Source organism: Streptacidiphilus anmyonensis (assembly GCF_000787855.1).
In the GTDB taxonomy this organism is placed as follows: domain Bacteria; phylum Actinomycetota; class Actinomycetes; order Streptomycetales; family Streptomycetaceae; genus Streptacidiphilus; species Streptacidiphilus anmyonensis.
In genome coordinates this window covers 58,240-69,783 of record NZ_BBPQ01000041.1, presented here as the reverse complement: position 1 = coordinate 69,783, position 11,544 = coordinate 58,240, and the positions used below count along the sequence as shown (strand labels likewise).

General features: G+C 71.2%; 9 protein-coding genes. 5 read left to right on the top strand and 4 right to left on the bottom strand.

The annotated features are described in order from the left end of the window. Positions 1 to 417: 417 nt before the first annotated feature. On the top strand, positions 418 to 2,835 hold the full coding sequence (locus tag TR50_RS28305; RefSeq protein ID WP_042428126.1) for a DEAD/DEAH box helicase: 2,418 nt from the start codon (positions 418 to 420) through the stop codon (positions 2,833 to 2,835). Further along, positions 2,832 to 3,224 carry a hypothetical protein gene (locus tag TR50_RS28300; protein WP_160311203.1) on the top strand — a complete coding sequence of 131 codons (393 nt, stop codon included), beginning with the start codon at positions 2,832 to 2,834 and terminating at the stop codon, positions 3,222 to 3,224. The genes TR50_RS28305 and TR50_RS28300 overlap by 4 nt, the downstream gene beginning before the upstream one ends. Positions 3,225 to 4,011: 787 nt before the next feature. Here the strand turns inward: TR50_RS28300 and TR50_RS28295 are convergent. After that, positions 4,012 to 4,701, bottom strand: coding sequence for a hypothetical protein (locus TR50_RS28295; RefSeq protein ID WP_152648689.1), 690 nt, complete (start codon positions 4,699 to 4,701; stop codon positions 4,012 to 4,014). Positions 4,702 to 5,072: 371 nt separating this feature from the next. Here TR50_RS28295 and TR50_RS28290 point away from each other — a divergent pair, with 371 nt between their 5' ends. Next, on the top strand, positions 5,073 to 6,026 hold the full coding sequence (locus tag TR50_RS28290; protein ID WP_052441416.1) for a hypothetical protein: 954 nt from the start codon (positions 5,073 to 5,075) through the stop codon (positions 6,024 to 6,026). Positions 6,027 to 6,044: 18 nt separating this feature from the next. Here the strand turns inward: TR50_RS28290 and TR50_RS28285 are convergent, their stop codons facing one another. Beyond that, on the bottom strand, positions 6,045 to 6,257 hold the full coding sequence (locus TR50_RS28285) for a hypothetical protein (RefSeq protein WP_042428117.1): 213 nt from the start codon (positions 6,255 to 6,257) through the stop codon (positions 6,045 to 6,047). A gap of 836 nt (positions 6,258 to 7,093) precedes the next feature. On the opposite strand from TR50_RS28285, the gene TR50_RS28280 reads away from it, so the two are divergent. Both TR50_RS28280 and TR50_RS28275 read left to right on the top strand, forming a co-directional pair. Next, a complete protein-coding gene (locus TR50_RS28280) occupies positions 7,094 to 7,360 on the top strand; it encodes a hypothetical protein (protein WP_042428113.1) in 267 nt (88 codons plus the stop codon). A gap of 949 nt (positions 7,361 to 8,309) precedes the next feature. Then, the gene (locus TR50_RS28275; RefSeq protein WP_042428110.1) at positions 8,310 to 9,251 is read left to right on the top strand and encodes a PIN domain-containing protein; all 942 of its coding nucleotides are present in this window, start codon (positions 8,310 to 8,312) and stop codon (positions 9,249 to 9,251) included. A 19-nt stretch (positions 9,252 to 9,270) separates the two neighbouring features. Here TR50_RS28275 and TR50_RS28270 read toward each other — a convergent pair whose 3' ends face one another. Together TR50_RS28270 and TR50_RS28265 are read right to left on the bottom strand one after the other, a co-directional pair. Continuing rightward, on the bottom strand, positions 9,271 to 9,864 hold the full coding sequence (locus TR50_RS28270) for a zinc finger domain-containing protein (protein WP_042428108.1): 594 nt from the start codon (positions 9,862 to 9,864) through the stop codon (positions 9,271 to 9,273). Next, positions 9,861 to 10,853, bottom strand: coding sequence for a hypothetical protein (locus tag TR50_RS28265; protein ID WP_042428103.1), 993 nt, complete (start codon positions 10,851 to 10,853; stop codon positions 9,861 to 9,863). Before TR50_RS28265 ends, TR50_RS28270 begins: the two co-directional genes overlap by 4 nt. Positions 10,854 to 11,544: the final 691 nt, after the last annotated feature.

Sequence of the window (11,544 nt, the reverse complement as noted above, 5' to 3'; positions counted from 1 at the left end):
CCCGGATTCCCGCGAGCGGGAATCCGAACTACGCGACTAGGAGGGGAGGGTGCATCACTCCGACGGCTGTGTAAGGTCAGGGATTCCCAGCTAATACCGGGTTTCGACGGCAAGTCAGATGAGGGGGCGTCACGGCCGGCCCTGTGATGCCGGTCCCGGACTCCACTGACGCTCCGTCCTGCCTGGCGCACCGGGAAACCGTTTCTGACAGGGCACCAGACTACCGCATCACTGCCCGAGGTGGGAGTGTTTCGGTGTAGCATCATCCGTCAGTGGGAAATCTCGTCAAAGCGGCTGCACTCAGATGATGCAGTGTGTAGAGTCAGGATCGCAAGCGGACCCCTGCCCCGGATAGCACGGCCTGATCATCTCGTGCCGTGGATTCCAATCCGATGACACCGAGAAGGGAATGCCGATATGCCGGTGAAGCTCCGTGACCATCAGGTCGAGGCGGTGGACGCCATCATTCGCGGATTGGACGTCCCGCCGGGCAAGCGTATCCCGCCGAACGGTTTGCGGGCGCAGGTCCATGCTGCGTGCGGAACGGGAAAGACGGTCATCGCCGCAGCCTCCGCGCGCCGGCTGGTGCCGCACGGGCGGATCCTGGTCCTGGTGCCGACGCTCGACCTGCTGGCGCAGACCGCGAAGGCGTGGCGGGAGGTCGGGCACACGGGGCCGGCCGTGGCGGTGTGCTCGCTGGACGACGACGCCGAGCTGTTCGCGCTGGACGTGCGGTGCACCACGAGCCCGCCGCAGCTGGCGCTGTGGCACGGCCAGGGCCCGGTGCTCATCTTCGCCACCTACAGCTCGCTGGGCGTGCTCGCGGAGGCCTTCGAGGGCGTCTACGGGCAGCGTCTGGACCCGCTGGACCTGGCCTGTGTCGATGAGGCGCACCGCACGTCCGGGTCGCTGGGGAAGGCGTGGGCGGAGATCCACGACCAGGCCGCGATCCCGGCCGCCAGGAGGTTGTACCTGACGGCGACGCCGCGGATCTGGAAGGAGCGGGCGGAGCCCGCCTGGAAGGTGCGGGAGGCCGGCTACCGGCGCGAGCGGCTGAAGGAGGAGCTCGCCGCGTCGATGGACGACGAGGCGATCTTCGGGCCGGTGGTGTGGAAGCTGACGCTGGCCGACGCGGTCGCGCGGGGCTTGCTGGCGAAGTACCAGATCATCGTGGTCGAGCTGGAGGACCCGGTGGTCACCCCGGAGAAGCTGATGAGTCCCGAGCGGCGCCAGGAGGAGATCCGGGGCCAGCGAATGGGCGCCCTGCACGCGGCGCTGCTGCGGACCATGTCGGATCATCAGCTGCAGACCTGCATCACCTTCCACCACCGGACGATAGAGGCTCAGGCGTACTCGGCCGGCCTGCCTGCCGTGGCGAAGAAGCTGCACGCGGCGGACCCGGAGAAGTACCCGTCCGTGATCTGGGCGGACTGGCTGATGGGTGAGCACGACCGGGAGCGCCGGAGTCGGGTGCTGGCGGAGTTCGGGCGCAGCGCGCGGCGGGCGGTCCTGTCGAACTGCCGGGTGCTGGGTGAAGGTGTCGACATCCGGGCCGTGGACTCGGTGGCACTCCTTGATCCAAAAGGTGCGCCGCACGACATCGTCCAGGCGATCGGTCGGGCGCTTCGGCAGCAGCCCGGTCAGGGCAAGTTGGCGTCGCTGATTGTGCCTGTGTTTTTGGGTCCGGGGGAGGCTCCGGAGGATATGTTCACCTCGGGGTCGTATCGGCCGTTGGTGAATGTCCTGACCGCTCTGAGGGCTCACGACGAACAGGCTGTGGAACTGCTGGCGATCCCGCAGGAGGAGCAGACCAACGTCGTCAATCCGTCCTTTGATATCGGTGCGGAGCCGAAGAAGGGCGCGAGGGAAAACCGGCTGTTCCTGCGTTTCTCGGTGAAGCGTGACCCGGTGATGGTCGCGCAGTGGGTGACTTTCAATGTGATCGACACCGAGCGGCTCGACTGGATGCACGGGTTCGCTTCGGCGCAGAAGTTCGTGGCGCGGGAGGGGCATCTGCGGGTGCCGTTCGGGCACCGGGAGGGCAACTACCCGCTGGGGCAGTGGATCTCGGAGCAGCGTAAGAGCTACGCGGCCAGCCAGATGACCGGCAAGCGCGTGGCGCAGTTGGAGGGCTTGGGGATGATCTGGGACGCGATGGAGTTCGCGTTCGAGGAGAACCTGGCCGCGGTGAAGGCGTACTTCGCCGACCACGGCACCCTGGCGGCTCCGCGCTCGGCGACGGCGCTGGACAAGCCGGTGGGGCAGTTCCTGTCGAACATGCGGCGTCCGGGCGCGCTGGCCGGCCTTCCGGAGCGGGAGGCCGCGCTGGCCGGGATCGACCCGGACTGGAACCCGGACTGGCCGCTGGACTGGCAGCGGCACTACGCCGGGGTCCGCGAGTGCGTCACCGAGCTCGGGGCCGAGCTGGTCGACCTGGAGCCCGGCGTCACCATCCACGGCCACGACGTGGGCCGGTGGCTGGAGCGGCAGCGTCAGCACGTCGTCTGGCAGGGCCTGATGCCCGCCCAGCGCGAGCGCCTGACGGCTCTGGGCGTCGTCCCGTTCCCGCCCGTCCCGGAGGAGCAGCAGCCTGCCCGGAAGGCCTCTGGAGGCCGTTCTACGGCGTTCTCGCGGGGCTTGGCGGCTCTCGCCCAGTACCAGGCGCGGACCGGCTCTGTGGTGGTCCCCAGGGGCCACGAGGAAGAGGTCATGGGCGGGCCGGAGGACGGGGCGAGGGTGAAGCTGGGCGTCTGGCTGAGCAACACGAAGTCGCGCCGCGCGAAGCTCACCGCGGAGCAGCTCGCGGCCCTGGCGGCGCTGGGGCTCACGTGGTGACGCCGGGCATCGGCGCGCTGGAGCGCAGCGAGGACCCGATCCACCGGGTCGGCCAGTACCAAGTGGGCCAGAGCAACGCCGCGCTGCGGATCGTGGAGGTGCTGACATGGGCGGGCCTGCCGGTGGAGGAGGTGGACGAGCTGCTGTGCTCGGTGGAGGCCGGGGCCATCGCCGGGGCGCAGTGCATCGTGGTCGAGCGCACCGGCTGCGCCGACCGCGAGCGCGGTGAGCGGTTCGAGGCCGGCTGGGACGCGGGCGTGACCGTGGTCAGCGACGACCTGGTGGCCATGGCCGACCGCGCCTACGAGCGGCGCGGCCAGGCCGCGTCCGCTGTGCGGCTTCTCGCCCACCTTCGCCAGCGCGCCGAGGACCGGCGGGACCGGGGTTGAGGGCTGTACGGGGTTCCGACGTGGGCGTAACGGCGAGTGCACCCTGACGGGCCTGGAGCGAGTATCGGTGCAGGTCAGGGGTGTAACAACGCGCGGCGTTACACCCGCTGTTACACCCCGGCGTTACACCCAAAGAACCTGACGTTACATCAGCTGCGCTGCCTCGCCGACGGAGGCTGGGCGTCGTTGGGCGGCTGTGCGGGGCAGCGTATCAACACCGACAGACGGGCCACTGGAAGACGGCAGCGGACTCTTCGAAGGAGTGCCTCGGTCTCGATGCCCCGCCCGCCGATCTCCCCCTGCAGCAAGCATCCCCTACCCACCGCGCGCGCCTGCCCCGTCGCCTCCCTCGCTTCACTCGCAGGCGGGAAGGGCGCGCAGAGGGGGATGTCCGCGTTCGATGAGGGGTCACCAGTCGTTCTGATCTGCGGCTTTGACCGATGCTCGCGGAGCAGCGGCAAGGCCAGACCACGGGGTAGCTCACGGGGCACCTCATGCCCTACCTCACGGGGCAGGCCACGGGGTAGCCCACTCGGTGTCCAGGCCGGTGCGCGGGCTCCCTCCCCGCGCCCCCACCCGTCGGAGAGCAACCCCCGCCTACCCACACAGGGGGTTGTCGGAGTCCAAGACCGTGCTGCCTCCCCGGTTGACCAGGCATGACGCGGCGCGGTCGAGGTCGGCTGCGCAGCCCGTTTCACGGGGTATTTCACCGGGTGTTTCACCCCCTGTCTCACGGGGTGTTTCACGGGGTGTTTCACCATGGCCACTCGCACAGTCCCGGTGCCGTTCAGCGCCGACGGAAGCGGATCAGCGGCGGGTGCTCTGCGGCGTCGGGGTCCGCCCGTGGGTCGTACCGGTCCAGGCCCGAGTGCTCCAGGTGGCCGGCGATCCGCTGCCATTCGCGGTGGTCGGTCTCAGCGGTGAGCACGGACCAGTCGGCGTCGGGGTCGTCCAGTGCGATGCCCTGGACGTGGTGCAGCCGCTCCTGGGCGTCGGAGGCCGCGTCACGGATCTCGGCGAGGGTCTTCCCGTCGGCGTCCCGGCAGACCACGGCCCGGTGGAACATCTCGGAGTCGGCGGACAGGACCAGGCGCTCGTCCTTCGGGCGGAGCCAGCGCGCGGGGATCGTGTGCGTCACGGAGGTCGGGAAGCTGACGATGCGGTCCTCGTCGTCGGTCACGTAGCCCTCGATCTGGTACTCCTGCCCCGCGGCGAGCCCGAGGCCGGCGGCCTGCTCCGCGGTCAGCCGGAGCGCGACGCGGTTCGCGGGGACCTCCTGGGTGACCTGCACCGTGTCGGGCGCGTCTCCGTAGCCGGTCACGGTGACCGCGACGCGCTTGCCACGGAGCATGTGCAGGCGCAGCTCCGCGTGCCACGCCTGGGGCGTGTGCGTCGCTCCCAGGCGCATCGCGGCAGGCAAGCGCTGCGGGATGCTCGCGGTGTAGGTCCCGCCGATCTCGACGTCCTTGATGCGCACGGGCTTCACCTCCGCTCCCATGGTCTCGCCGGTGCCGGGCGCCGTGCAGAGCACCGTCCCAGGACTGTGACGGAGCGGATCGCCCCCGCGGCCGCCGGTCGCGGTCAAGGGGTCGGCGTGCGGCTCCCTCGTTCGGACGACCCTGGGCGCGCCGTGCCACCCGGGGGCGTGGCTGTGCCTGTAACTTGCGGATCGGCTAGACGCGTACTGCCGCTCACCGGCTTCTTCCCCGGCATACACCACGCTCTTCCCGGGGCAGGCTGGTCAAGGTCTTCCGAGGCCCGCGTCCGAGATTCGCCTGATGTCGTCGTGCACGGCAGTCGTTCGAGCCGGTCCGGGGCGTGGCCCGATCGGCTGAGGAGACTTCCGTCATGGTCAAGCGCCAGCCCACCTCTGCCCAGGCCGCCCGGAGCGACGCACGTGCGGGCGGGAAGTACACGACCGCGCTGCGGGAACACCGGGCCAGGTCCGGTGCGCCGGTTCCCGTGGTGCAGTTCCTTGCGGACGGCACCGACGAGCTGCGGCCACTGGTCGACGGCGTCTCGGCTTCCTGGGCCCACAGCGGCCTGCGGGTCCTGCTCCTGCAGGAGGCCGAGTCAGAACTGCGCATCAGCTTCCCGTCCCGCAAGGGCCAACTGCTGCAGCCAGTGCCTGCGGAGCCGACCACCACCGTGTTGTGGGAGCAAGCCGACGGTCCCGGCCGCCTGGTCCGCCACATCTGCCCCTGGGACGAACCCGCCGTCGGGGAACTGGACTTCGCCCGGCTGCAGGAAGCCATCGCCACCGAAGGCGCCGGCTTCGACGTCGTGGTCCTGCTCCAGCGCTGCGACCGCCCCTACCGGCTCGGAGAGTTCGTCACGTCCTGCGTCGCCGTCGCCCGCGTCGGCCAGCTGCCGCACGAGGACTGCGTCGTGCGGACCACGAACACGGGAGAGCTGGCCAGGACGCCCCTGAGCCCGGAGCAGTGCGCCGCGGTGCTGCGCCTGCGCGGCCTGCGCTTCCTCTTCGAACTCGGCGACGACGACCCGATCCCGCTGGACGGCGTGATCTGGCGAGTCCGCGGTCCGCTTCCGGTCACCGAGACGTATCTGGCGGAGGTGGACCTGGACATGGCCCGGTTCGGAGTCCGCACCCTGGCCTGGAGCATCTGGGCGCGCAGCTCCGCCTGGGTTTGCGGTGCGCCCCGTCCGGAACAGCTCGCCGACCCGGCCTTCGTCGACCACTACAGCCAGGCCTCTGCCCAGGTCCGCCGAGTCTGGGCCGCCCGGACAACTGGTCCCGGGCTGGTGGGCGCAGGAGTACAGCCGGTCAGCACCAGCGGCTGACCGAGCGTGGTGCGGCGGTCAGGCGGCGCTGCCTCCCGGAGCGCTTCCGGTGGCGCGCCGCCTGGTGTCGTCGGCGATGCGCTCCAGCAGCGCTCTGCCGGCTCTCTCCATGGCCGGTGTCACCTCGGCGCCGGTTGTCTGGTGCAGGTACGCGCGCGCTTCGTCGGCGCGTCGTTCACGCTCGGCGTCGGCCGGCGGCTGCTTGGCCTTGCTGCTCGTCTCGTCTGCCATGGCTCGACGCTATCGCCGGAGCTGTCCGTCCCGCGCTCCCCACGCGCCTGGCCCCGTCCCTTTTGTCCCCCGGGCGGTGCCAGCGCAGCGCACCGTCCGGCCGCCGCGGAGCGGAACATCACCAACGGCCGCAGGCGCGCAGCAGCAGGGGTCGGTTCCGTCTCCCACGCTGTTCTGCACGCTCCCTTCTTCTGGGACGAACCGCTCCGGCTCTGCTCTTCTTCGCTTCTTCCGCTGCTCTTCGTCGTCGTCTCTTCCGCGCCAGCCAATCAGCTCGCCCGCCAGCACCACGTCGTCGGACTTCCCTGGGGTTGGACAGGCTCCAGGAGAAGTAGTCGGCGCCAGGCTGCTATGGACAATGCGCCGCTGAGCTGCACGAACACCCGCGAGACGAGGAACGTTGACGCAACCTCTAGTAGCAAGCCCGAGTAGCAAGCCGAAGTAGCAGCCGCCAGTAGCCAGCTCCAGAAGCAACCTGCAGAAGCAACCCCGGGCCTCAGCCTGACCCACCCCGTAGAACCCCGTCGAATCCTCCGCTGTACGCCCGCCCGCTGCTGCCTAGCTCATGCTTCCTACGGATTCGTGGCCGGGCAAAGGGGGTCTGTAGGGAAGTAGTCGGCGCGCCCAATCCGCCCTGACGGGGCCGCTGAGCTGCCCTGACGCCCGGCGACAGCGTCCGGTCCAAGCAACCGTGCATGCAACGTGTACGGCAACCGCTCAGGCCACCCTTCAGGCCACCTATGAAGCAACCGTTCAGGCAACCTCATCGCCTCGGCCCGGCCCTGGCCGGACGGGTGTCCGACATGCCCACCGGGCCCACTCATAGGATCGGCACCGTGCCCGAGAACTCCGCGCAGCGGCTCCCGACAACCGACCGCCAGTGGGACGCCCTCGGCCTGCTGCATCGCCTCGAGGGTCAGGGCGTGCCCGCCGGTCGAGGGACCGGGGGCCTCCACCTGGCCACGCTCAAGCCCCTCGCCACCATGGGCCTGGTCATCCTGGACGAGTCCGGCGAACCCGACCGCCGCGGCCGTCAGTGGACCGCCCGCCTCACCGAGGCCGGCCACCGCGCCCTGGACCAGGACGAGAACGCCGGCCCCTGACCGCCGCCGCGGCCACCCGGTTGCTCCGCTGCCGCTGCCCCGTCATCCGCACCGGTTTCCCGTCCCACTGCTGCCCGGTTCACGGCGAGCAACCAGCGTCGGGGAAACGGTGGAGCAACGCGGCGACCAGGCCGGGCAGCGACTGCCCCGCTGCAACCGCGACGGCAGGCCGTTTCCACCGGCGCTGACATGGTGACATGGCGAAACGCGCTGCCCGGTGTGGCCGGTGTTCGCCCAGGTCAGACCCGACATGAAGGTGACATGGGCCGACTCCATGTCACCCGGCCATGTCACCCATGTCACCTCCCATGTCACCCCGCCGCAGGCGCAGTCGAGCAACCGCCCTGTGCCCGCAGTGCAGCACCCGCGCAGCCGGGACGAGCAACCGACTGACCGCAGCAGCAACGGTGTAACTGGAGACGCGGAGCAACCGAGCAACCAGCGCCGCCGTCGCGCGCTCGGAGAGCAGCGACGCGGAGGTTCTGCTGCCGTGCTGCGCGCGGCGCCGTGCTGCTGCTTCGGTTGCTTCCCGGACCGCTGCGGCCGCCGGAACCGGCTCCCAGGGAAGTTGTCGGCGCCGCTGACGCCCCCTCGCGGCGCGGTGGTCTGCTGCTTCACCGCTGCGGGCAGCAGTTCGAAGACAAGTCCGTAAACCACTCGGTGGACAACCCCGTAGGACAGTCCGTGGACAACTCCGTAGACCACTCCGTAGACAACCTCGTGAAAGAGGTGGGGGCGGGCTGCCGGAGGAGTCCCGGGGTGGCGCACACCAGGTCCGGTGCGCCGCCCCGGGGAGTCGACCATGGGGGATGGTCTCCACCGATCCCAACGAGCGCTGGGGCGCGGCGGACACCATCTCGGTGGCCGCCCGCCTGGGTCGGCTGCCACGATGCGGCTGGTGCAGTCGCCCGCAACGGTGCTGGCGGCTTGAGAGGCAAGGGAGTGGTCCATGCTGCTGCGGCCCGGAGTGACGTGCGAGCGGGCGATCAGGTTCCTCGACGACCTGGTCCAGGGCGGGCTCAACGACGTCCGCAACTCCGTCCCCAACTTCGCCCAGCCGACGCTGGCGGGCGTGGAGCCGTCCAAGCTGGCTGGGCCTGAGCTGGTGGTGACGCTGCGGCAGTACACCCAGTGGACCGCGAAGGCGGCCCGTGAGCTGGCGGAGGTCTTCGCCGAACCGGCGGTGCCGGCGCGGCTGCGCGGGGAGCACTACAGCCACATCGTGCACAGTCCCCTGACGCCCTATCGGACGGCTCTGCTGCTGCACTGGGAGCTGGACGAGGTGGCGACGTACTTCATGGAGCTGCAGAACCAGATGCGGCAGACCGTGGAGGAGTACCGCGTCTACCGGCAGCGGGCGCTGGTTGTGGACGCGAACACGCTGCTGCACTGCCAGCGCTTCGACAAGATCCCGTGGTCACGGGTATGCGGGAAGGGCCCGGCGACGCTGGTGATCCCCCACGTCGTGGTGGGGGAGATCGACACCAAGTCCTACTCCGAGAACAGCGAGAAGATCAAGAAGCGGGCGCGCGGGGTCTACGAGCTGCTGACCGACGTCCTCAAGGGCCTGGCCGTCGACGGCCGCTACGCGCTGCACGACGGCACCGAGGTCCACGTCCTGCTGGACGAGCTCGGGCACCAGCGCCTGCCGAACAACGACGACGAAGTCGTGGCCCGCGCGGCGCACCTGCAGCAGGCCGTCGCACCGCGCCAGGTCACCGTCATCACGCGCGACAACGGGATGCGCGGCAAGGCCATGACCTGGGGGCTGCCCTGGGACTTCCCGCCGGACCAGTACCTCAACCCGGCCGATGGCTTCGGCACGAAGTACCGCGTGGAGAACCTGGACAGCATCACCGTCGACGTCCCCGAGGACGGCGACGACACCTGAGCGCAGACCCGCGCCCCGTTCAGTCGGCCGGAACGGCGACGGCGCGGCGATGGTGGGCGTGGCGGCGCAGACGGCGCTGGGCCGGGTCGGCGCCTGCTGAGTGGCACAGCCGTCCCGGGTGCGCTTCGCAGATGGGGCAGGCGACGGTGAGCGCCCGCAGGTAGGCGTCGACGTCTTCGGCGTCAAGGTGCCAGAAACGGGACGGGTGGGCCTGGCGGTGCAGGCGGCGGCTGCCCAGCAGCGGGGTACAGGCGCTGCCGGCCGGTGCCCGGCACAGCCAGCAGGCCCGCGCGCACACCGGGCAGTACTCCGCCCAGCGGGCGCAGCCCATGCACAGGCTCTCACCGTCCGGGCCCAGCGCGCCGACGTGCTCGGGGTCGGGCTCCGACCAGCCTGCTTCTGCGTCCTCGAAGTCCCAGGCCGCCGCTGACGCGAACGCGAAGCCCGGGAGGCCGGAGTCGTCGGGCAGGCGCGGGTGTCCGGCCGCGGCATCGCGGGCTGCGGCCCGGCGCAGCGGGTGCGGCTGACTGCGGCCGCCGCACATCACCGTGGCCCTGGCACCGCACTGCGGGCACGACACCGACAAGGTGTCCACGTCCAGGACCGGGGTCACGACTGCCGCCAGAACACCACGTCGCCGGTGTCCTCCCACTGCGCCTGGTGCCACAGGGCCACGGCGGTGGCCGCGTCCAGGGCGCTGTCGAACCAGCGGAGCTTGTTCGAGTCGGTCCCCAGGCCCTCGCGCAGGTAGCGGCGGCCGCCTACGGCGAGCCAGCGGGTGCCCACCCGCTCCACCCGTCCGGCCACCAGGTGGCGGTGGCGCACCAGGACGTGTTCCTCGCTGCTGCGCCAGCCGGCGATGTCCCAGTCGTCCCACAGGCCATCCTCGGCCGCCATCGGCAGGACGAGGTTCGGGTGGCCCAGCCTGGCGACAGGATCGACCGGCGGCACCTCCTGCGGGCCGGACCCGGTAGCGGCGTGCTGGGCGAGGTGGACCTCGGGCAGAGCCGCGCGGTCCTTCCAGGCCACCAGTTGGGCGAACTCCTCCAGCCCCTCCGCCCAGGGCGCGATCGCCCCGGCCGGGCGGGGCTCGCGCAGGGCGTGGCGGGCCTGGCGGGCCGCCTCGAACAGCCGGGCCACCTCGACGGAGGCGTAGAAGGTCAGGCTGCGCATCGCCCGGTCCGGGTCATGGCCGTCGTCCAGGTCCTGCAAGAACCGGCGCGCGAACAGCGCGGTCTGGGCGGCGTGCCACTCCACCAGTTCGCGCGGCGTGGCGTCCGCCGGCGGCCCGGCCTCGACGTCGTCCAGGTCGTCGTCCTCGTCCACGGTGCCGACGTCCTCCAGGGCGCCGACGGTCGCACCGGGCGCGTCGCGGCCCGGGTCGAGGGCAGGGCTTTCGACGCGCGCGGCTGCCACGGCGTCCCGGAGCTGCTGCTGCCGGTCCTGCTCCTTCTTGCGGCGGTAGGCCTTGCTCTGGCAGCCCCGGCCGCAGTACTTCCTGGGCCGGCCCTGCTTGGCGCCCAGCTCCGGGGGCGGGACCGGTCCCCGGCACTCTGCACACAGTTGCGTCCCGGCCGCCGCGTCGGCCTCCACCTCGTTCATGCTGCGCAGACTATCCGCGCGCGCCGAATCTCATTCATCGGCGCGCGTCGATACCCGCGCGCCTGGGCAGGCGCGCCCCGGGGCGCGCGGACCAGGTCGACCGCGCCGCGCGCGATGCGTTCGGCGCGCGGTGCAGTCCGGTGCGGTCGGTGCGGACACCTTCCTCCCGGTGCGCGCGTGCGGTGCGCCCAGCGGAGGCGCTCCCCGTGAGGTGCGCATCGTGCGCGTCAGCCCTGGGGGTAAGGGTGAAAAGCGGACAGACAGGCCGGGGGTAAGGGCGGGGGTAAGGGTCTGCGACGACGCGCATCCCCGGCAGTAACGACGCGCGTCCCGACGATGCGCCGTGCGGACACCTTCCTCCCGGTGCGCGCCCGCGGAGTGCGGCGCGCATCGGCCCCGGATGCGGTGCGCGCACTTCTCGGGCGTCTGTGCGCCTGGTGACGTGCGATGCGCATCCGATGCGCGCATCCGATGCGCTCCGGGCCGGCGCGGCTGCGCGTATCGGATGCGCGGGAAGCGGGCGGGTGCGCATCGCCTCGGAGTGCGGCGCGTGTCGGATGCGGGCACCGGATGCGGACCGTGTCGCCAGTGCTGACCGCAGCGCCGCCGCTTCGGCCCGCGCCGCGCGGCCGAAGCGCGCGGACCCTGGTGCGGTGCGCGCGCGGACCCGCCGCGCCGCGCGGCCGGGCGC

What these genes read in the sequence shown, in the direction of transcription:
- TR50_RS28265 (WP_042428103.1), bottom strand. Translation starts at nt 10,853, where the DNA reads ATGAACGAGGTGGAGGCCGACGCGGCGGCCGGGACGCAACTGTGTGCA.
- TR50_RS28285 (WP_042428117.1), bottom strand. Translation starts at nt 6,257, where the DNA reads ATGGCAGACGAGACGAGCAGCAAGGCCAAGCAGCCGCCGGCCGACGCC.
- TR50_RS28305 (WP_042428126.1), top strand. Translation starts at nt 418, where the DNA reads ATGCCGGTGAAGCTCCGTGACCATCAGGTCGAGGCGGTGGACGCCATC.
- TR50_RS28290 (WP_052441416.1), top strand. Translation starts at nt 5,073, where the DNA reads ATGGTCAAGCGCCAGCCCACCTCTGCCCAGGCCGCCCGGAGCGACGCA.
- TR50_RS28275 (WP_042428110.1), top strand. Translation starts at nt 8,310, where the DNA reads ATGCTGCTGCGGCCCGGAGTGACGTGCGAGCGGGCGATCAGGTTCCTC.